At 55.1% G+C, this 20,117-nt stretch carries 17 protein-coding genes and 1 tRNA gene; 5 read left to right on the forward strand and 13 right to left on the reverse strand.

All coding sequences use genetic code 11. The features are described 5' to 3' along the window. Window positions 1-49: 49 nt before the first annotated feature. Window positions 50-352 (forward strand): GIY-YIG nuclease family protein, encoded by a 303-nt coding sequence (locus tag HF650_RS21000; protein ID WP_187800225.1) that lies wholly within the window; start codon window positions 50-52, stop codon window positions 350-352. Here HF650_RS21000 and HF650_RS21005 read toward each other — a convergent pair. Continuing rightward, on the reverse strand, window positions 339-842 hold the full coding sequence (locus tag HF650_RS21005; RefSeq protein ID WP_187800226.1) for an N-acetyltransferase: 504 nt from the start codon (window positions 840-842) through the stop codon (window positions 339-341). The two genes, HF650_RS21000 and HF650_RS21005, sit on opposite strands and share 14 nt — an antisense overlap. Then, on the reverse strand, window positions 836-1,360 hold the full coding sequence (locus HF650_RS21010; RefSeq protein ID WP_187800227.1) for an SCP2 domain-containing protein: 525 nt from the start codon (window positions 1,358-1,360) through the stop codon (window positions 836-838). The genes HF650_RS21005 and HF650_RS21010 overlap by 7 nt, the downstream gene beginning before the upstream one ends. A 240-nt stretch (window positions 1,361-1,600) precedes the next feature. On the opposite strand from HF650_RS21010, the gene HF650_RS21015 reads away from it, so the two are divergent. From HF650_RS21015 to HF650_RS21025, 3 genes are all read left to right on the forward strand, one after another. Further along, the gene (locus tag HF650_RS21015) at window positions 1,601-2,596 is read left to right on the forward strand and encodes a peptidase U32 family protein (RefSeq protein ID WP_187800228.1); all 996 of its coding nucleotides are present in this window, start codon (window positions 1,601-1,603) and stop codon (window positions 2,594-2,596) included. Window positions 2,597-2,603: 7 nt separating this feature from the next. Continuing rightward, the gene (locus HF650_RS21020) at window positions 2,604-3,482 is read left to right on the forward strand and encodes a U32 family peptidase (RefSeq protein WP_187800229.1); all 879 of its coding nucleotides are present in this window, start codon (window positions 2,604-2,606) and stop codon (window positions 3,480-3,482) included. A gap of 140 nt (window positions 3,483-3,622) precedes the next feature. After that, the gene (locus tag HF650_RS21025; protein WP_187800230.1) at window positions 3,623-4,630 is read left to right on the forward strand and encodes a luciferase-like monooxygenase; all 1,008 of its coding nucleotides are present in this window, start codon (window positions 3,623-3,625) and stop codon (window positions 4,628-4,630) included. A 73-nt stretch (window positions 4,631-4,703) separates the two neighbouring features. On the opposite strand, the gene mtr is transcribed toward HF650_RS21025, so the two are convergent. From mtr to HF650_RS21085, 11 genes are all read right to left on the reverse strand, one after another. Next, entirely contained in the window at window positions 4,704-5,948 is a 1,245-nt protein-coding gene (mtr, locus tag HF650_RS21030; RefSeq protein WP_187800231.1) for a tryptophan permease, read from the reverse strand. Between the two features lie 141 nt (window positions 5,949-6,089). Further along, window positions 6,090-7,982, reverse strand: a complete 1,893-nt coding sequence (locus HF650_RS21035) for a DEAD/DEAH family ATP-dependent RNA helicase (protein ID WP_187800232.1) — start codon at window positions 7,980-7,982, stop codon at window positions 6,090-6,092. 183 nt (window positions 7,983-8,165) lie between these two features. Next, on the reverse strand, window positions 8,166-9,050 hold the full coding sequence (nlpI, locus tag HF650_RS21045) for a lipoprotein NlpI (protein ID WP_124967191.1): 885 nt from the start codon (window positions 9,048-9,050) through the stop codon (window positions 8,166-8,168). A 109-nt stretch (window positions 9,051-9,159) separates the two neighbouring features. Beyond that, the gene (pnp, locus tag HF650_RS21050; protein ID WP_187800233.1) at window positions 9,160-11,295 is read right to left on the reverse strand and encodes a polyribonucleotide nucleotidyltransferase; all 2,136 of its coding nucleotides are present in this window, start codon (window positions 11,293-11,295) and stop codon (window positions 9,160-9,162) included. A 244-nt stretch (window positions 11,296-11,539) separates the two neighbouring features. Then, complete coding sequence (gene rpsO / locus HF650_RS21055) at window positions 11,540-11,809, reverse strand: 30S ribosomal protein S15 (RefSeq protein WP_017457357.1); 270 nt, start codon at window positions 11,807-11,809, stop codon at window positions 11,540-11,542. A 145-nt stretch (window positions 11,810-11,954) separates the two neighbouring features. Continuing rightward, the gene (gene truB / locus HF650_RS21060; RefSeq protein WP_187800234.1) at window positions 11,955-12,902 is read right to left on the reverse strand and encodes a tRNA pseudouridine(55) synthase TruB; all 948 of its coding nucleotides are present in this window, start codon (window positions 12,900-12,902) and stop codon (window positions 11,955-11,957) included. Then, complete coding sequence (gene rbfA / locus HF650_RS21065; RefSeq protein ID WP_187800235.1) at window positions 12,902-13,303, reverse strand: 30S ribosome-binding factor RbfA; 402 nt, start codon at window positions 13,301-13,303, stop codon at window positions 12,902-12,904. The genes truB and rbfA overlap by 1 nt, the downstream gene beginning before the upstream one ends. A gap of 95 nt (window positions 13,304-13,398) precedes the next feature. Then, entirely contained in the window at window positions 13,399-16,113 is a 2,715-nt protein-coding gene (gene infB / locus HF650_RS21070; RefSeq protein WP_187800236.1) for a translation initiation factor IF-2, read from the reverse strand. Window positions 16,114-16,137: 24 nt separating this feature from the next. Then, a complete protein-coding gene (gene nusA, locus HF650_RS21075; protein ID WP_187800237.1) occupies window positions 16,138-17,625 on the reverse strand; it encodes a transcription termination factor NusA in 1,488 nt (495 codons plus the stop codon). 28 nt (window positions 17,626-17,653) lie between these two features. Continuing rightward, complete coding sequence (gene rimP / locus HF650_RS21080; protein WP_017457352.1) at window positions 17,654-18,106, reverse strand: ribosome maturation factor RimP; 453 nt, start codon at window positions 18,104-18,106, stop codon at window positions 17,654-17,656. A 209-nt stretch (window positions 18,107-18,315) separates the two neighbouring features. After that, a tRNA-Met gene (locus tag HF650_RS21085) sits at window positions 18,316-18,392 on the reverse strand. A 377-nt stretch (window positions 18,393-18,769) separates the two neighbouring features. On the opposite strand from HF650_RS21085, the gene argG reads away from it, so the two are divergent. After that, window positions 18,770-20,116 carry an argininosuccinate synthase gene (gene argG / locus HF650_RS21090; RefSeq protein WP_187800238.1) on the forward strand — a complete coding sequence of 449 codons (1,347 nt, stop codon included), beginning with the start codon at window positions 18,770-18,772 and terminating at the stop codon, window positions 20,114-20,116. The last annotated feature ends 1 nt before the right edge of the window (window position 20,117 follow it).

Consider the following 20,117-nt stretch of genomic DNA (forward strand, 5'->3'; position numbering starts at 1 on the left):
TCTCCTTCTCATGCTATTTTTCGCCCACCTTAACACAGCGAAGATCCCTATGACGCCCTGGTTTCTCTATCTCATTCGCACGCGCGACAACCTGCTCTACACCGGTATTACCACCGATGTTGCGCGGCGTTTTACGCAGCATCAAACGGGAAAGGGGGCAAAAGCGCTGCGCGGTAAGGGTGCGCTGGAACTGGTCTTTTCGGCACCGGTTGGCGAGCGTTCGCTGGCGCTACGCCTCGAGTACCGAATTAAGCAGTTAACCAAGCCGCAGAAAGAGCGCCTCGTTGCCGGAGAGGGCATCTTCGAGGCGCTGAAGGAAACGCTGCTGACGTCAGGGGTTAAAAGCGATTGAAGTGGTCGCTGTATTCTACCAGGCCGCTGACGCCATTGAAGGCGTCGTCAGCAAGGCGATGGACGAGGAATGCAGCTTCGCTCTGCGACCAGGCGCAGCGTAAATCGTACTGCGAGGCGCGCTCGAAGCCCAAACGCTGATAGAAATCAGGATCGCCGAGCGTTACCGCAGCGGCGTAGCCAAATTCATTGAGGGAATCCAGCCCTTCATAGACGAGCTGACGGGCGATGCCCTGGCCGCGGTAGGCTTCGTCCACCGCCAGCGGCGCAAGTGCGACCCACTGTAACTCCTCTCCTGCGACAGCGACCGGGCTAAATGCCACATAGCCCATCACCTGCCCTTCATCGTCCGTGGCAACGCATCCCAGCGTGATCAGCCCGTCTTCGCGCAGATCGTGCACCAGAGAAGCTTCAGCCTCGCCGCTAAATGTGCGGCGCAGCAGGGCGTCGATACCGGGTGCATCAATGGGAATTTCAACTCTAATCAGCATGGCTCACCTACAGAAGGTTGTGTCGTTGCAGGCGGCGTTTTCAGGCCCGCCTCAACAAAATCCGCCAGCTGTAGCAGCATCACCCGCAGGGGTTTTGGCATCTGCTCCAGCTCAATGGCGTCCATCAGGTTTTTAACATACAGCCCCAGTTCCGTGTCCCCTTCAATAAGCAGGCGACGCTGGAAGAAAAGCGTATCCGGATCCTGTTTTCGCGCGGCAATCATCAGTAAATCGCTGGCATCGGCGCTAAAGCTGACATCCGCGTCGGCAGACTCACGCACGATCATCTGCCCATCCTCAACAGAGGTATACCACGTCAGGCCAATATCACGTACCTGAATACTTAACCAGCGCCCTTCGAGAAACTCAAGCTCACCCTCCGCCAGCGCCTGTTGGAATTGCCAGCGCAGCACCTGCTCAAGTACCTGACGTTTAAGCACAAACGGCGTCAGCTTTACCGGGAAAGCGAGCAGTGACGGGCCAAGATGAACAAGCTGTGAGCGCAAATTTTCCAACACGACGATGACTCCCTGAAGTGATAATGCGGGCTATTTTGCCACAATCAGCAGTGTGCATAGCGGCGCACATCAACAATTACGGAATAAATGGGCAACGATTATTGCCGTCATCAATACGCATTTAACTGCCTCAAATCAAAAATTGTCGCTGGCAGGTTAACTAGAATCCCAGCTCGTTAACAATTCAGTGACCCTTCGGGGTACGTCCGGGCCACTGCGCCCCTGATTGCAGGAAAGACTATGGAGTTGCTCTGCCCTGCCGGGAACCTACCGGCACTGAAAGCGGCCATCGAAAATGGTGCCGATGCGGTGTATATCGGCCTGAAAGATGACACGAACGCCCGCCATTTTGCCGGACTCAACTTTACCGAGAAGAAGCTGCAGGAAGCGGTCAGTTTCGTCCACCAGCACCGCCGCAAGCTGCATATTGCCATCAACACCTTTGCGCACCCGGATGGCTACCCGCGCTGGGAGCGCGCGGTGGATATGGCGGCGCAGATTGGCGCAGATGCGCTGATTCTGGCCGACCTGGCGATGCTTGAGTATGCCGCTGCGCGCTATCCCCACATTGAGCGCCACGTCTCCGTTCAGGCCTCGGCGACCAACGAAGAGGCGATCCGCTTTTATCAGCGTCACTTTGATGTCGCCCGCGTAGTACTGCCGCGCGTGCTCTCCATTCATCAAGTCAAACAGCTTGCCCGCGTAACGCCGGTGCCGCTGGAAGTTTTCGCTTTCGGCAGTCTCTGCATCATGGCTGAAGGACGCTGTTACCTCTCCTCTTACCTGACCGGTGAGTCGCCTAATACTGTCGGTGCCTGCTCTCCGGCGCGCTTTGTGCGCTGGCAGCAGACGCCGCAGGGGCTGGAATCGCGCCTCAACGATGTGCTGATCGATCGCTATCAGGAGGGGGAAAACGCCGGTTATCCGACGCTGTGCAAAGGGCGCTATCGGGTCGATGGCGAGCGCTACCACGCCCTCGAAGAGCCCACAAGCCTCAATACCCTTGAGCTGCTGCCGGATCTGCTGGCGGCGAATATCGCCTCGGTGAAGATTGAGGGACGCCAGCGCAGCCCGGCGTATGTCAGCCAGGTGGCGAAGGTGTGGCGACAGGCGATTGACCGCTGCATCGCCTCCCCGCAGGATTTTGTGCCGCAACCGGCATGGATGGAGGCGCTCGGTGCCATGTCAGAAGGCACCCAGACCACCCTTGGCGCGTATCACCGTAAATGGCAGTAGGTAAACCATGAAATATTCATTAGGACCGGTGCTTTACTACTGGTCGAAAGAGACGCTTGAGGACTTTTATCAGCAGGCGGCAAACAGCCGCGCTGATGTGGTCTACCTCGGCGAAGCGGTGTGCAGCAAACGACGCGCCACCAAAGTGGGTGACTGGCTGGCGATGGCAAAAGCGCTGGCCGACAGTGGCAAGCAGGTAGTGATTTCGACGCTGGCGCTAGTGCAGGCCTCATCGGAGCTCAATGAACTGAAGCGCTATGTCGATAACGGTGAGTTTCTGCTGGAGGCGAGCGATCTTGGGGTGGTGAATCTCTGCGCCGAGCGCAAGCTACCCTTTGTCGCCGGGCATGCCCTCAACTGCTATAACGCCGTTACCCTGCGCTTGCTGCTTAAACAGGGGATGGTGCGCTGGTGTATGCCGGTGGAGCTCTCCCGCGACTGGCTGGTGAACCTGCTCGATCAGTGCGACACGCTGGGGATTCGCCACCAGTTTGAGGTTGAAGTGCTGAGCTACGGCCATCTGCCTCTCGCCTACTCTGCCCGCTGTTTTACCGCGCGCTCAGAGAACCGGCCAAAGGATGAGTGCGAAACCTGCTGCATTAAATACCCGATCGGGCGCAGCATGCGCTCGCAGGAGGATCAGCAGGTTTTCGTGCTTAACGGCATTCAGACCATGAGCGGTTATGTCTACAACCTCGGTAATGAGCTGACCTCGATGCAGGGGCTGGTCGATGTTGTGCGCCTCTCGCCGATGGGCAACGAAACCTTCGCCATGCTGGAAGCCTTCAAAGGGAATGAAAACGGCGGCGCGCCGCTGCCGCTGGCGTCGAACAGCGACTGCAATGGCTACTGGCGCAGGCTGCCGGGGCTGATGCTCGAGGCGTAAAAGGCTCACTTTGTTAACAGCAATCGTCGCCCATTCATGCAGTATGAAAGTTGCAGCTTTTCTGGCCTGACGCGGCTCCTTGCGCCAGGCTGGAAGAAGACCTTCAATCTGATGACGATGCTGTAGCAAAGTGAGTGTTTATGTCTGAGAAAACCGTTGCGTTTTCGGTGCTGGATTTAGCGCCGATTCCACAAAACTCAAGCGCGCGTGACGCGTTTACCCATTCCCTCGATCTGGCGAAGCTGGCGGAAAAGCGCGGTTACGATCGCTTCTGGCTGGCGGAGCACCACAATATGACCGGGATCGCCAGCGCGGCGACGTCGGTGTTGATTGGTTACCTGGCGGCGAATACGCAAACCCTGCGTCTTGGCTCTGGCGGCGTGATGCTGCCGAACCATGCTCCGCTGGTGATTGCCGAGCAGTTCGGTACGCTGAATACGCTCTATCCGGGGCGTATCGATCTCGGGCTTGGCCGCGCGCCGGGCAGCGATCAGCGCACGATGATGGCGCTGCGCCGCCATATGAGCGGCGATATTGATAATTTCCCCCGCGATGTGAAGGAGCTGGTTGACTGGTTTGATGCCAACGATCCCAATCCGCACGTGCGTCCGGTGCCGGGCTACGCCGAGAAGATCCCGGTGTGGCTGTTAGGCTCCAGCCTTTACAGTGCGCAGCTTGCCGCCCAGCTTGGCCTGCCGTTTGCCTTCGCCTCACACTTTGCGCCGGATATGCTCTTCCAGGCGCTGCATCTCTATCGCACCCAGTTCAAGCCCTCCGCGCGGCTGGAGAAACCCTATGCGATGGTGTGCATTAATATTGTCGCCGCCGATAGCAACCGCGATGCGGAGTTTCTCTTTACCTCGATGCAGCAGGCGTTTGTGAAGCTGCGCCGCGGTGAGACCAGCCAGCTACCGCCGCCGATTGAGAATATGGATCACTTCTGGTCGCCGTCTGAAAAGTATGGTGTGCAGCAGGCGTTGAGCATGTCGCTGGTGGGTGATAAAGCGAAAGTGCGCCACGGTCTTGAGTCAATCCTGCGGGAAACCGAGGCGGATGAGATTATGGTTAACGGGCAGATTTTCGATCATCAGGCGCGGCTGCACTCATTTGAGCTGGCGATGCAGGTGAAAGAGGAAATGTTCGGTTAGAACATTGCCCGGCTTTGATGCCGGCTGGCGCTGGCGCTTATCCGGCCTGCATAATCGTGCAGGCCGGGTTTGATTAGTGATAGACCGGCAGCAAATCAAAGCTCGATAACAGATGCACCACCGCGTTACCTGCGCCAAAAAGCAGGATCAAGACAATCATCGGCTTACCGCCCCAGACGCGAAACGTCGGGCTACCGAAGCGTTTACGTGAAGCGTTGGCCAGCAGCGCTGGCACAATCGCTGCCCATATGGTGGCAGCTAACCCCGCATAACCAATGGCGTATAAAAAGCCGTTCGGCCACAGCAGACCACCAATAATCGGCGGCAGGAATGTCAGCAGCGCGGTCTTAAAGCGCCCCAGCGGCGCATCATCAAACTTAAAGAGATCGGCCAGGTAATCAAACAGCCCCAGCGTCACGCCGAGGAAAGAGCTGGCGACAGCAAAGTTGGAGAATATGACCAGCAGCAGATCGAGACTGCGGCTGTTAAGCACCCCGCTCAACGCCTGAACCAGCACATCGATATTGCCCCCTTTTGCCGCGATATCGATAAACGCCGGGCGGGCAATATTCCCCATCGTCACCAGTAACCAAATCACATACAGCCCCAGCGCCAGCAGCGTGCCATAGATCAGGCAGCGGGTAATAACGCGTGGATCTTTGCCGTAATACTTCATCAGGCTCGGCACGTTGCCGTGATAGCCGAAAGAGGCGAGGCAAAACGGCAGTGTCATCAGCAGGTAGGGCGTGTAAGAGGCGTCGCTTTGCGCCACGTTAAACAGGATTGCTGGCTGCACGTGCCCGAGCAGGCTACCGAAGGTGAGGAAGAAGGTGATCACTTTTGCGCCCAGCACAATCGCCGTCATGCGGCTCACCGCGTGGGTTGAGAGCCAGACGATAAACGCCACCAGCAGCGCAAATCCCAGCCCTGCCAGGCGCGGCGGAACATCCAGCGACATTTCAGCAAAAGTGTGGTGCAGAATCGAGCCGCTCGCCGAGATGTAGGCGTAGGTCAGAATGTAGAGCACAAAAGCGATAGAGAGGCCGTTAATCAGGTTCCACCCTTTGCCCAGCAGATCTTTGGTTATGGTGTCGAAGCTCGCGCCGCTGTGGTAGTTGAGGTTGGCTTCCAGGATCATCAGGCCCGAGTGCAGCATGCAGAACCAGGTAAAGAGCAGTGCCAGAAGCGACCAGAAGAACCACGCGCCGGACATGACCACCGGCAGGGAAAACATGCCTGCGCCAATAATGGTGCCGCCGATAATCACCACTCCGCCGAACAGCGAAGGGGAAGCCTGGGTGGTTGTCAGTGTCGACATCTGAAACGTTCTCCTGTAATGGCGCTATGCCGAAAGTAAAGCCGATGCATTGTACCAGTACAGGAGTACATTACGGATAAAAAAAGCCCCAATCTTTTTGATCGGGGCTGTATCTATTACTTTACGTTTTAAGCGTAAGGTTTACGCGTCACGACGACGGGTTGTGCCTTCTTCGCGGCGCGGGCCACGGTTTTCACGACGCTCACCGCTGAAACGGCCTGCACCAGCCGGTGCTGCACCATCACGACGCGGACCGCGACCGCCTTCACGACGCTCGCCGCCGCCAAAGCTACGACGCTCGCCGCCAGGACGGCGTTCGCTGCGCTCACGCGGCTGTGCATCGCCCAGCAGCTGCATATTCATCGGTTTGTTGAGAATACGCGTGCGGGTAAAGTGCTGCAGAACCTCGCCCGGCATGCCTTTCGGCAGCTCGATGGTGGAGTGGGAACCGAACAGCTTGATGTTACCGATGTAGCGGCTGCTGATGTCGCCTTCGTTGGCGATTGCGCCCACGATATGACGAACTTCAACACCGTCATCACGGCCCACTTCAATGCGGTACAGCTCCATATCACCCACATCGCGACGCTCACGACGCGGACGGTCTTCACCGCCACGATCGCTGCGCGGGCCACGGTCGTTGCGATCGCCACGGCGTTCGAAACGATCATCACGCTCGCGGAACTCACGCTTAGGACGCATCGGTGCATCCGGCGGCAGGATCAGCGGACGTTCGCCCTGGGCCATTTTCAGCAGTGCGGCAGCCAGCGTTTCGATATCCATCTCTTCTTCAGCAGAGGGCTGAATTTTCGCCAGCAGCGCGCGGTACTGATCGAGATCGCTGCTTTCCAGCTGCTGCTGTACTTTCGCGGCGAATTTTTCCAGACGGCGTTTGCCCAGCAGCTCTGCGTTCGGCAGCTCTACTTCAGGAATGGTCAGCTTCATCGTACGCTCGATGTTGCGCAGCAGACGACGCTCGCGGTTCTCAACGAACAGCAGGGCGCGGCCAGCACGACCCGCACGACCGGTACGGCCGATACGGTGAACATAAGACTCAGAGTCCATCGGGATGTCGTAGTTAACAACCAGGCTGATGCGTTCAACGTCCAGGCCACGGGCCGCAACGTCGGTTGCAATCAGGATGTCCAGACGACCATCTTTCAGACGCTCCAGAGTCTGCTCACGCAGGGCCTGGTTCATGTCACCGTTCAGCGCGGCGCTGTTGTAACCGTTGCGCTCCAGCGCTTCAGCCACTTCCAGAGTCGCGTTTTTGGTGCGCACGAAGATGATCGCGGCATCAAAATCTTCAGCTTCAAGGAAGCGAACCAGCGCTTCGTTTTTACGCATGCCGTAGACAGACCAGTAGCTCTGGCTGATGTCCGGGCGGGTTGTCACGCTGGACTGGATGCGCACTTCCTGCGGCTCTTTCATAAAGCGGCGGGTAATGCGACGAATCGCTTCCGGCATGGTGGCGGAGAACAGAGCGGTCTGATGACCTTCCGGGATCTGCGCCATGATAGTTTCTACGTCTTCGATAAAGCCCATGCGCAGCATTTCATCTGCTTCATCCAGCACCAGACCGCTCAGTTTGGAGAGGTCCAGAGTGCCGCGTTTCAGGTGATCCAGCAGGCGTCCCGGCGTACCGACAACGATCTGCGGGCCCTGACGCAGGGCGCGTAATTGCACGTCATAACGCTGGCCGCCGTACAGGGCAACCACGTTCACACCGTGCATGTGTTTAGAGAAATCGGTCATCGCTTCAGCTACCTGAACCGCCAGTTCGCGGGTCGGAGCAAGCACGAGGATCTGCGGCGCACGCAGGTCCGGATCGATGTTATTAAGCAGCGGCAGAGAAAACGCTGCGGTTTTCCCGCTACCAGTCTGGGCCATGCCCAGCACGTCACGACCGCTCAGCAGGTGCGGAATGCACTCAGCCTGGATCGGAGATGGTTTTTCGTAACCGAGATCGTTAAGGGCTTCAAGGATAGGAGCCTTCAGGCCCAGATCTGCAAAAGTGGTTTCGAATTCAGCCATGTAGTACAAGTGCCTCTATGTCATTGGCGGCCAGTCTACATAACTCATCGTGAAAATATTTAGCAATTTTCATTGAAAAGTGTGAACCGGCTCAAAGTAGGTGTATTGACGAACAACAACGCCCTCACCAGTTAAGGTGATGGCAATCAAAAAAAGATTACGGGCTGATGTTTATGTCGTCAGCTATTGCTGGTCCGATTCTGCCAGGTCGTCGTGCTCCTGGCCCAAGAGCGATAATTCCAACAATGCATAACGGTGCTCAACGAAGTTGTGGACGTTGTTAGCAACCGCTAATTTGAACAGTGCCGTAGCGCTGTCCTTATCCCCCAGACTTAGGTAGTACTTACCTAAATAGAAGTTGGTTTCACTGAGATGCTCAGCGAGCGAGGTGTTATCCGTTGCGTCCGCCTTCAGGCGATCCATTAGCTCAGATTCGCTAATGTCACCGAGGTAGAACTCGACAATATTCCATCCCCATTGCTCCTTGTCCGATTTTTCGAAGCGCTGTTTCAGTGCTTCTTTCGCCTTGTGCTCATCGAGCTTCCGCTCAACGATGTAAAGCCACAGGCTACGGAAAGGATCATTAGGATCGTCTTGATAAAACGCCAGCAGATCATCTTGCGCTAACTTATCACGACCGCCATAGTGCAGAGCGATGCCGCGGTTTAAGTGCGCGTAGTTGTAAGTTGGATCAAGCTCAAGTACAGAATCAAACGCTTCATAGGCAGCATCAAAATTGCCTGCCTGCGTTAAATAAATGCCTAAGTAATTGAATACTTCAGGCATATCGGGTCGGATTGCCAGCGCTTGTGAAAAATCATTCCGCGCCAACGCTCTCAAACCGAGGCTATCATACAATACTCCGCGCTCATATAAAAGCTGTGCGCGTTCGTCATCGGATAAAGCCCGACTGGCAAGAATTTGTTCCATGCGTGCCAGAATCACTTCTTGCTGCAAAGTCGGTTGCAATGGCACCGCGAGGACTTCGCTCTTACGCCAGGCAGAGTTGCTGCATCCTGCCAGCGTTAGAGCTGTCGCAACGAAACACCAGCGCAAAAAAGGCTTCATTTCCTACTCCCGAAGACAACAATTGGATGAACGTCCTGTCCCCCGGCTGCAAACATGGCGTCCTGCCTGAGAATAAGCCCTCCGCCTGCGCGGAGGGCAAAGGCAAACCTTACTCGCCCTGCTCTGCTTGCGGCGCTTCTGGCGCTTCAACAGGCTGAGTTTGTTCAGTTGCTTCTTTAATGCTTAGACGAATACGGCCCTGGCGGTCAACTTCCAGAACTTTCACCGGTACTTCCTGACCCATCTGCAGATAGTCGGTCACTTTCTCTACGCGCTTGTCGGCGATCTGAGAAATGTGCACCAGACCCTCTTTACCGCCACCAATGGCAACAAACGCACCAAAGTCGACAATACGGGTCACTTTACCGTTATAGATGCGGCCCACTTCGATCTCAGCGGTAATCTCTTCGATACGACGAATCGCGAATTTCGCTTTGTCGCCGTCGGTTGCTGCGATTTTCACGGTACCGTCATCTTCGATTTCGATGGTCGTGCCGGTCTCTTCGGTCAGCGCACGGATAACTGAGCCGCCTTTACCGATAACGTCTTTGATCTTGTCCGGGTTGATCTTGATGGTGTGGATACGCGGCGCGAATTCAGAGATATCGCCACGCGGCGCGTTAATCGCCTGCTCCATCACGCCCAGGATATGCAGACGTGCACCTTTCGCCTGGTTCAGCGCAACCTGCATGATCTCTTTGGTGATGCCTTCGATTTTGATATCCATCTGCAGTGCAGAGATACCGTCGCGGGAACCGGCTACTTTAAAGTCCATGTCGCCCAGGTGATCTTCGTCGCCCAGAATGTCAGACAGAACCACAAAGTTGTCGCCCTCTTTCACCAGGCCCATTGCGATACCGGCAACAGCGGCTTTCACCGGTACGCCTGCATCCATCAGTGCCAGCGATGCGCCGCACACGGAAGCCATGGAAGAGGAACCGTTGGATTCAGTGATTTCAGAAACCACACGCACGGTGTACGGGAATTTATCAGCTTCCGGCATAACAGCCAGCACGCCGCGTTTCGCCAGACGACCGTGACCAATTTCACGACGCTTCGGTGAACCGACCATACCGGTCTCCCCTACGGAGTACGGAGGGAAGTTGTAGTGGAACAGGAAGCTGTCAGTGCGCTCGCCCATCAGTTCGTCGATGTTCTGCGCGTCACGTGCAGTGCCCAGGGTTGCGGTAACCAGCGCCTGCGTTTCGCCACGGGTGAAGAGTGCGGAACCGTGAGTACGCGGCAGCACGCCGGTACGCACATCCAGACCACGGATCATATCTTTTTCGCGGCCGTCGATGCGCGGTTCGCCTGCCAGTACGCGGCTACGAACAACGTTTTTCTCGATAGCGTGCAGGATTTCGCCCAGCTCGTTAGCGTCCAGGCTCTCATCTTCTGCAACCAGCGTCGCGATGGTTTCAGATTTGATCACATCAACCTGAGCGTAACGCTCCTGTTTGTCGGTGATGCGGTAAGCATCGCTCAGACGGGATTCTGCGAGCGCTGCAACGCGCGCGTTCAGCGCTTCGTTGACCGCTTCCGGCTGCCAGTCCCAGCGCGGTTTACCCGCTTCTTTCACCAGATCGTTAATGTTCTGGATAACAACCTGCTGCTGCTCGTGGCCGTAAACGACTGCGCCCAGCATCTGATCTTCGCTCAGCAGTTCAGCTTCGGATTCAACCATCAGCACAGCTGCTTCGGTACCGGCAACAACCAGGTCCAGTTTGCTGGATTTCAGCTCTTCCTGAGTCGGGTTCAGAACGTACTGGTCGTTGATGTAACCAACGCGCGCGGCGCCGATTGGGCCGTTGAACGGAATACCAGAGAGCGAGAGTGCAGCAGAAGCACCAATCATCGCCACGATATCCGGGTTAACCTGCGGGTTAACAGAGACCACGGTCGCGATAACCTGCACTTCGTTGACGAAACCTTCCGGGAACAGCGGACGAACCGGACGGTCAATCAGACGCGCGATCAGGGTTTCGCCTTCGCTCGGACGGCCTTCACGACGGAAGAAGCCGCCCGGGATTTTACCGGCAGCGTAGGTACGCTCCTGATAGTTAACGGTCAGCGGGAAAAAGTCCTGACCTGGTTTTGCTTTTTTCTGGCCAACAACGGTAACGAATACCGCGGTGTCGTCCATGCTTACCATCACGGCAGCAGTTGCCTGACGGGCCATCATGCCGGTTTCCAGCGTGACGGTGTGTTGACCATATTGGAACTTACGAATGATCGGATTCAGCAAAATTCTATCCTTTCTTAATGAACATCAGCACACCTAAGGCGTGCTGATAATTAAACCGGACCTTCTTGCATCCTCGCGACTAATGACAACCTTAACCCGCCCATTGCGGATAAAGCCTCTCATTAGCCGCGCGAACCTCTGCAATGAAGATCATACCTGGCAACAATACATCAGTTTACTGCCAATTGCTGCCGCCTGGTTGAAAAAAGGGGCCGTAAAGGCCCCTTCTTGAAACTCGCCAGACTTAGCGACGCAGACCCAGACGCTCGATCAGCGCGGTGTAGCGTGCAACGTCTTTACGTTTCAGGTAGTCGAGCAGTTTACGACGCTGAGAAACCATACGCAGCAGACCACGACGGCTGTGGTGATCTTTTTTGTGCTCTGCAAAGTGACCCTGCAGGTGGTTAATCTGAGCAGTCAGCAGTGCAACCTGAACTTCGGTAGAACCGCTGTCGTTAGAACCACGACCAAACTCGGAAACGATTTTTGCTTTAGCTTCAACGCTTAGAGACATTTTCAACTCCAGTGATATAAGAATGACAGGGTGCCGATCTCTAATTCAGCTCCCCCAGGTTTAACGCCGGGCATGTTAAATACATAGCCCGGCGTTAAGCGGCAATATTCTACTCGTAGTCGGGCATTCCCGCAAGGTAAGCCCGTCAGTCAGCAGGATACTCAACAACCAGACGACGCGGCGCAACTCGCCCCTCATCATCAATTTCACCCATGCCGATAAACTTGCCCTCTTCACCTTCCGTCACGCGAACCAGCCCTTCACCGGGCGTAGTTGAAGCGCGCACCGGTTGGCCGTTTTTGAAATAGGCGGCAACCACGGAGGGAATGTTTACAACCGGGAAATCAGACGCCGGGCTATCCATCGGCATCAATAACGGATCGAGCAGCTCTGCCGCAGGAATTTCCTGCAGCTCAGCCTGCTGGACTAATTCTTGCAGCTGCTCAAGCGTAACCATCCGCTCTATCGGGTAGCGGCTGACCGCCAGGCGACGCAAATAGATTACGTGCGCGCCGCAGCCCAGCTTCTCGCCCAGATCGTCAACGATGGTGCGAATGTAGGTCCCTTTTGAGCAGTGGATTTCCAGCTCCAGCTCATCCCCTTCATGGCGGATAAACAGCAGTTCATACACAGTAATGGGACGCGCTTCGCGCGGCACTTCAATGCCCTGACGCGCATACTCGTAAAGCTTCTTGCCCTGATACTTCAGCGCCGAGTACATCGAAGGGATCTGCTGCGTGTTACCGCGGAAACTCTCCAGTGCGCTCGCCAGCTCTGCGGCTGTAAAGGTCACCGGGCGCTCTTCAACTACCTGGCCATCAGCATCCGAGGTATCGGTGCGCTGACCCAGGCGGGCTATCACGCGGTAACGTTTATCGGAATCGAGCAGATACTGGGAAAATTTTGTCGCCTCACCGAGGCAAATCGGCAGCATGCCGGTTGCCAGCGGATCCAGCGCGCCGGTGTGACCCGCGCGGTTGGCATTATAGAGGCGCTTTACTTTCTGCAGGACATCATTGCTTGATGCGCCCTGCTGCTTATCCAGCAGCAGTACGCCATGCACGTCGCGGCCGCGACGACGAGGACGACTCATCAGTCCTCCTTGCTGTCGTCCGGGTTCACACGACGCTCATCATCGTGCTTCACCACGCTGGTGACCAGGTTTGACATGCGCATCCCTTCAACCAGAGAGTTGTCGTAGAAGAATGTCAGCTCCGGCACGATACGCAGACGCATCGCTTTCCCCAGCAGGGTGCGGATAAAACCAGAAGCGTCGTGCAGGGCTTTAATACCCGCTTTTACCGACTCTTCATCTTTGTCATTCAGGAAGGTCACGAACACTTTGGCATACGCCAGATCGCGGGAGACTTCGACACCGGATACGGTGGTCATCATGCCCAGGCGCGGATCTTTGATTTCACGCTGCAGGATAATCGCAATCTCTTTTTGCAACTCCTGAGCGACGCGCTGCGGGCGACCAAATTCTTTCGCCATATTACTTCTCCAGACTAAAAAGGGGCCGAAGCCCCTTTAGATATCTCTTGCCGGGTGGCGCTTCGCTCCCGGCCTACGTTGCGCTAATGCGTCGATTATTCGATAGAGCGCTTGATTTCGATAATTTCGAAGACTTCGATCATATCGCCGGTACGTACGTCATTGTAGTTCTTCACGCCGATACCACACTCCATGCCGTTACGGACTTCGTTGACGTCATCTTTGAAGCGGCGCAGGGATTCCAGCTCGCCTTCATAGATAACCACGTTGTCGCGCAGGACGCGGATCGGGTTGTGACGTTTGACGACGCCTTCGGTAACCATACAGCCAGCAACCGCGCCGAATTTCGGCGATTTGAACACATCGCGCACTTCAGCCAGACCGATGATCTGCTGTTTCAGCTCAGGTGAGAGCATACCGCTCATCGCCGCTTTCACTTCGTCGATCAGGTTATAGATGACGGAGTAGTAACGCAGATCCAGACCTTCTGCTTCGATCACGCGACGCGCAGAGGCATCGGCACGAACGTTGAAGCCAACCAGGATAGCGTTGGACGCAGCTGCAAGCGTGGCGTCGGTTTCGGTGATACCACCTACGCCGGAACCAACAATCTTCACTTTCACTTCTTCAGTAGAGAGTTTCAGCAGCGAGTCGGAGATCGCTTCCACGGAGCCCTGAACGTCAGCTTTCAGCACGATGTTCACTTCGTGCACTTCGCCTTCGGTCATGTTGGCAAACATGTTCTCCAGCTTAGATTTCTGCTGGCGAGCCAGTTTAACTTCGCGGAATTTGCCCTGACGATAAAGCGCAACTTCACGCGCTTTCTTCTCGTCACGTACCACGGTGGCTTCGTCACCCGCCGCCGGAACGCCGGAGAGACCAAGGATTTCCACCGGAATGGACGGACCCGCTTCGGTCACTTCGCGACCCAGCTCGTCACGCATCGCACGTACACGGCCATACTCGAAGCCGCACAGTACGATGTCGCCTTTATGCAGCGTACCTTCACGCACCAGCACGGACGCTACCGGACCACGACCTTTATCGAGGAAGGATTCGATAACAACGCCGCTCGCCATGCCGTTACGGACAGCGTGCAGTTCCAGAACTTCGGCCTGCAGCAGGATTGCATCCAGCAGGTCGTCGATACCGGTACCGGCTTTTGCGGAGACGTGAACGAACTGGCTTTCGCCGCCCCACTCTTCCGGGATGATCCCGTACTGAGAGAGTTCGTTTTTCACGCGATCCGGATCGGCTTCCGGCTTATCGATTTTGTTTACCGCAACAACCACCGGCACTTTCGCCGCTTTCGCGTGCTGAATAGCTTCGATAGTCTGCGGCATCACGCCATCATCTGCGGCAACAACCAGCACAACGATATCCGTTGCCTGAGCACCACGGGCACGCATTGCGGTAAACGCGGCGTGGCCTGGGGTATCCAGGAAGGTGATCATGCCGTTGTCGGTTTCAACGTGGTAAGCACCAATGTGCTGGGTAATGCCACCCGCTTCGCCGGAGGCCACCTTCGTTGAGCGAATGTAGTCCAGCAGTGAGGTTTTACCGTGGTCAACGTGACCCATGATGGTCACAACCGGCGCGCGCGGTTCAGCCGCTGCACCTGTGTCACGGTCGCTCATTACCGCTTCTTCCAGCTCGTTTTCACGACGCAGGATAACTTTGTGGCCCATCTCTTCCGCAACCAGCTGTGCGGTTTCCTGGTCGATGACCTGGTTGATGGTTGCCATTGCGCCCAGTTTCATCATCGCTTTGATGACCTGAGAGCCTTTAACGGCCATTTTATTTGCCAGCTCGCCGACGGTCAGCGTTTCACCGATCACAACGTCACGGTTAACGGCCTGTGCCGGTTTCTGGAAGCCCTGCTGCAGTGCAGAGCCTTTACGCTGACGGCCGCCTTTGCCACCGCGAACCGCGGCACGCGCTTCTTCACGATCGGCTTTGCTTTCAGCGTGCTTGTTGCCTTTCTTCGGACGCGGCGCTTTAGCTGTACGCGTACGACCACGGCCACCTTCGACTTCACGATCGTTATCATCTTCCGCCTGACGTGCATGCTGGGAGGTGGTGACGTGATAATCGCCGGTCGTCTCTTCTTCTTCGCCTGGCGTTGCCGCCCAGGTTGCTTCGTTCTGTTCTGCCATTCGACGGGCTTCTTCCGCTACGCGACGTGCATTTTCTTCCAGTTTACGACGAGCCTCTTCTTCCGCTTTACGCTTGAGTTCCTGCGCTTCGGATTCACGACGGGCTTTTTCCGTCTGGGCTGCCCTGGTCACTTCGTCAGTTTGATGGTTGCTCACTTTGCTATTTTCCGCAGCTTCACGTTTTGCACTTTCGGCATTTTCGCGTTTAGCTTTTTCTTCAGCTTCACGTTTCAGACGCGCTTCGGCTTCACGTTTGGCTTTTTCCTCGGCTTCTCGCTCAGCGGCTTCCTCTGCTTCACGACGGGCCTTCTCCTCCGCTTCACGCATCGCCTCTTCTTCCGCAGCGAGACGTTCTGCCTCTTGTGGATCGCGTTTTACAAAGGTGCGCTTTTTACGGACTTCGATCTGCACCGATTTACTTTTCCCACCGGTGCCCTGAATATTTAATGTGCTGCGCGTTTTGCGCTGCAATGTCAGCTTATCAGGCGCAGAACCGTGTTCACGGTTCAGATGCGCTAACAGCGTCTGTTTTTCCTGCGCGGTCACTGAATCATCAGCAGACTTGCGGATCCCTGCATCAGCAAATTGCTGTACCAGGCGGTCCACAGAGGTTTGAATCTCAGCGGCCAGCGTTTTTACGGTTACATCTGTCATGCTGTTCCTTCCTGCTACAGTTTATTACGCTTCGTCACCAAACCAGCAAATATTACGCGCGGCCATGATGAGCTCACCAGCTTTGTCGGCAGTTAACCCTTCGATATCGCTCAGGTCATCTACACCTTGCTCGGCGAGGTCTTCCAGCGTACAAACACCACGAGCAGCCAGTTTGAAAGCCAGTGCACGATCCAGACCGTCCAGGTTCAGCAGGTCTTCAGCCGGTTCTTTATTCCCCAGGCTTTCTTCCTGTGCCAGCGCCAGAGTAGTCAGTGCGCTTTTCGCACGATCACGCAGGGCTTCGACGGTGTCCTCATCCAGGCCATCGATTTCCAGCAGCTCTTTGATTGGCACATAGGCCAGTTCTTCCAGCGTTGAGAAACCCTCTTCGACCAGAACAGTGGCGAAATCTTCGTCAATATCCAGGTAACGTGTAAAGGTATCAATCGCTGCGTGAGCCTCAGCCTGATGCTTAGACTGCAGATCTTCAACGGTCATCACGTTGAGTTCCCAGCCGCTCAGCTGAGACGCGAGACGCACGTTCTGACCGTTACGGCCAATCGCCTGCGCCAGGTTGCCTGCTTCAACAGCAATATCCATGGTGTGCTTATCTTCATCCACCACGATAGAAGCAACATCAGCCGGTGCCATCGCGTTGATAACGAACTGGGCCGGGTTGTCGTCCCACAGTACGATATCGATACGTTCGCCGCCGAGTTCGGTAGAAACGGCCTGAACGCGGGCACCACGCATACCAACGCATGCCCCAACCGGGTCAATACGCTTGTCGTTGGTTTTCACCGCAATTTTGGCGCGAGAACCCGGATCGCGGGCTGCGGCTTTGATCTCGATAACTTCTTCGCCGATTTCTGGTACTTCAATGCGGAACAGTTCAACCAGCATTTCCGGTTTGGAACGCGTGACGAACAGCTGCGCACCGCGGGCTTCAGGACGCACGGCGTACAACACGCCGCGAATGCGGTCGCCCGGACGGAAGTTTTCACGCGGCAGCATATCTTCGCGCAGGATCACGGCTTCAGCATTGTTGCCCAGATCCAGCGTGATGTTGTCGCGGTTCACCTTCTTCACCACGCCAGTGATGATTTCACCTTCGTGTTCACGGAACTGATCGACAACCATTGCGCGCTCTGCTTCACGTACTTTCTGTACGATAACCTGCTTCGCGGTTTGGGTGGTGATACGGTCAAACGTCACGGATTCAATCTGATCTTCAACGTAATCGTCGAGGTTCAGGCTCTCATCTTCGTAACGTGCCGCTTCGAGAGTGATTTCACGCGTCGGCTGCGTCACTTCTTCAACGATCAGCCAGCGACGGAATGTGTCGAAATCACCGCTTTTACGATCGATGCTTACACGCACATCAATCTCTTGCTCATATTTTTTCTTGGTTGCTGTAGCCAGAGCACTTTCCAGCGCTTCAAAGATTTTTTCACGCGGAAGCGACTTTTCGTTAGAAACAGCTTCAACAACAGCCAAAATTTCTTTGTTCATTGGGGGCCTTTCACCTCAATCCAGACTGTTAAAAGTGGGGGACCAGGTTCGCTTTTTGAATATTGCTCAAGGCGAACACTTCATCTTTACCTTCGACCGTAACGGTGATCATTTCGCCATCGACATCTTTAATGATGCCCTGCCACTTACGACGGTTCTGCACCGCCATCCGCAGCACCAGCGAAACTTCGTCGCCCTTAAAGCGCGCGTAGTGCTCAGCCGTAAACAAAGGTCGCTCAAGACCTGGTGAGGAAACTTCCAGGTTATACGCAACGGTAATAGGATCTTCGACATCCAGTACCGCACTGACCTGGTGGCTGACATCAGCGCAATCATCAACATTGATGCCATCTTCACTATCAATATAGATGCGCAGCGTAGATGTGCGACCACGCACAAATTCGATACCGACCAGTTCGTAGCCCAGTGCTTCAACCGGCGCCGTAATCATCTCTGTTAATTTTTGCTCTAATGTGGACAAGTCCACCCCCAAGACATAAAAAAAGGGCATATAGCCCAGTTATTTCGTACTCAGATAACAAAAAACCCCGATAAATCGGGGCTTTGAATAACTGAACCCTATAGCCGCAACTGCGGCCTGGATAACCTTCCGAAAGTATTCTTTTCAAATCCCGCTAGAGAAGGCGTTAAGTCTTCACAGTATATTTGAAAAAGAACACTAAGGGAAAGTGGTTGCGGGGGCCGGATTTGAACCGACGACCTTCGGGTTATGAGCCCGACGAGCTACCAGGCTGCTCCACCCCGCGCCTGAAACGTGGCAAATTTTACTCGATTGAGCGTCAACTTGCAAATAATGCTGGGATTTGGTACCGAAGACGGGACGTAAAACCGGCTTGCAGTATATTGAAAAACATCGCGTTGTGTCAACCGCTCATCTATAGCATCACGTGCTCTGCCACTCTTGCATATCCTTAAGAGAGTTTTTATGCACAGATGCCGCTTTTTCTTTCAGTTATACAATGAAAATTGCGCTTCTCTCTTCCGGTTCGCGCTAAAAGATGATTAAATGAAAACTCATTAATTTTGCATAACCATTCACTAAAGTTGTAATCATGAGTGGTACGAAAAGCGTGGCGTGGCTGTGAAGTCTCTCACCATCAGTCTATCAAGCAGGGATTTTTTTATGACAACGATTCTCAAGCATCTTCCCGCAGGTCAACGTATTGGTATTGCTTTTTCAGGCGGTCTGGACACCAGCGCAGCGCTGCTATGGATGCGTCAGAAAGGCGCGGTTCCTTATGCATATACTGCCAACCTGGGCCAGCCTGACGAGGATGACTATGAGGCGATCCCGCGTCGCGCAAAAGAGTATGGTGCGGAAAATGCTCGCCTGATCGATTGTCGTAAACAGCTGGTCGCTGAAGGCATTGCGGCTATCCAGTGCGGGGCGTTTCATAACACCACTGGCGGCTTAACCTATTTTAATACCACCCCACTCGGTCGTGCGGTAACCGGCACCATGCTGGTTGCGGCAATGAAAGAAGATGGCGTCAACATCTGGGGTGACGGCAGCACTTATAAAGGCAACGATATCGAACGTTTTTATCGTTACGGCCTGCTGACCAATGCCGAACTGAAAATCTACAAACCGTGGCTCGATACGGACTTTATTGACGAGCTGGGCGGCCGTCAGGAAATGTCCGAATTCATGACCGCATCGGGCTTCGACTACAAAATGTCGGCCGAAAAAGCCTACTCCACGGACTCCAATATGCTGGGTGCAACGCACGAAGCGAAGGATCTCGAATTCCTCAACTCCAGTGTCAAAATCGTTAACCCGATCATGGGCGTGAAGTTCTGGGATGAGAGCGTGAAGATCCCGGCAGAGGAAGTTACCGTACGTTTTGAACAGGGTCACCCTGTCGCGCTGAATGGCAAAACCTTTAGCGATGATGTTGAGCTGATGATGGAAGCCAACCGTATTGGTGGTCGTCACGGTCTGGGCATGAGCGATCAGATCGAGAACCGTATCATCGAAGCGAAAAGCCGCGGTATCTATGAAGCCCCGGGGATGGCGCTGCTGCATATCGCTTATGAACGTCTGCTGACCGGCATTCATAACGAAGACACCATTGAGCAGTATCACGCTCACGGTCGTCAGCTCGGACGCCTGCTCTATCAAGGCCGCTGGTTCGATCCGCAGGCACTGATGCTGCGTGATGCCCTGCAGCGCTGGGTGGCAAGTGCCATTACGGGTGAAGTGACGCTCGAGTTGCGTCGCGGCAATGACTACTCGATCCTCAACACGGTTTCCGACAATCTGACCTACCAGGCAGAGCGTCTGACCATGGAGAAAGGTGAATCGGTATTCTCCCCGGACGATCGTATTGGTCAGCTGACTATGCGCAATCTGGACATTACCGATACCCGCGCCAAGCTGTTCAATTATGTTCAGACAGGCCTCATCTCCACCACTGCAGGTAATGGCCTGCCGCAGGTGGAAAATCTTGAGCATAGCGATAAGAAATAAC

This window comes from Kosakonia sp. SMBL-WEM22 (assembly GCF_014490785.1).
Taxonomy (GTDB): domain Bacteria; phylum Pseudomonadota; class Gammaproteobacteria; order Enterobacterales; family Enterobacteriaceae; genus Kosakonia.

Coding starts and splice junctions, on each gene's coding strand:
- HF650_RS21000 (WP_187800225.1), top strand. CDS start 50: ATGACGCCCTGGTTTCTCTATCTCATTCGCACGCGCGACAACCTGCTC.
- HF650_RS21005 (WP_187800226.1), bottom strand. CDS start 842: ATGCTGATTAGAGTTGAAATTCCCATTGATGCACCCGGTATCGACGCC.
- HF650_RS21015 (WP_187800228.1), top strand. CDS start 1,601: ATGGAGTTGCTCTGCCCTGCCGGGAACCTACCGGCACTGAAAGCGGCC.
- HF650_RS21020 (WP_187800229.1), top strand. CDS start 2,604: ATGAAATATTCATTAGGACCGGTGCTTTACTACTGGTCGAAAGAGACG.
- HF650_RS21025 (WP_187800230.1), top strand. CDS start 3,623: ATGTCTGAGAAAACCGTTGCGTTTTCGGTGCTGGATTTAGCGCCGATT.
- mtr (WP_187800231.1), bottom strand. CDS start 5,948: ATGTCGACACTGACAACCACCCAGGCTTCCCCTTCGCTGTTCGGCGGA.
- HF650_RS21035 (WP_187800232.1), bottom strand. CDS start 7,982: ATGGCTGAATTCGAAACCACTTTTGCAGATCTGGGCCTGAAGGCTCCT.
- nlpI (WP_124967191.1), bottom strand. CDS start 9,050: ATGAAGCCTTTTTTGCGCTGGTGTTTCGTTGCGACAGCTCTAACGCTG.
- rpsO (WP_017457357.1), bottom strand. CDS start 11,809: ATGTCTCTAAGCGTTGAAGCTAAAGCAAAAATCGTTTCCGAGTTTGGT.
- truB (WP_187800234.1), bottom strand. CDS start 12,902: ATGAGTCGTCCTCGTCGTCGCGGCCGCGACGTGCATGGCGTACTGCTG.
- rbfA (WP_187800235.1), bottom strand. CDS start 13,303: ATGGCGAAAGAATTTGGTCGCCCGCAGCGCGTCGCTCAGGAGTTGCAA.
- infB (WP_187800236.1), bottom strand. CDS start 16,113: ATGACAGATGTAACCGTAAAAACGCTGGCCGCTGAGATTCAAACCTCT.
- nusA (WP_187800237.1), bottom strand. CDS start 17,625: ATGAACAAAGAAATTTTGGCTGTTGTTGAAGCTGTTTCTAACGAAAAG.
- argG (WP_187800238.1), top strand. CDS start 18,770: ATGACAACGATTCTCAAGCATCTTCCCGCAGGTCAACGTATTGGTATT.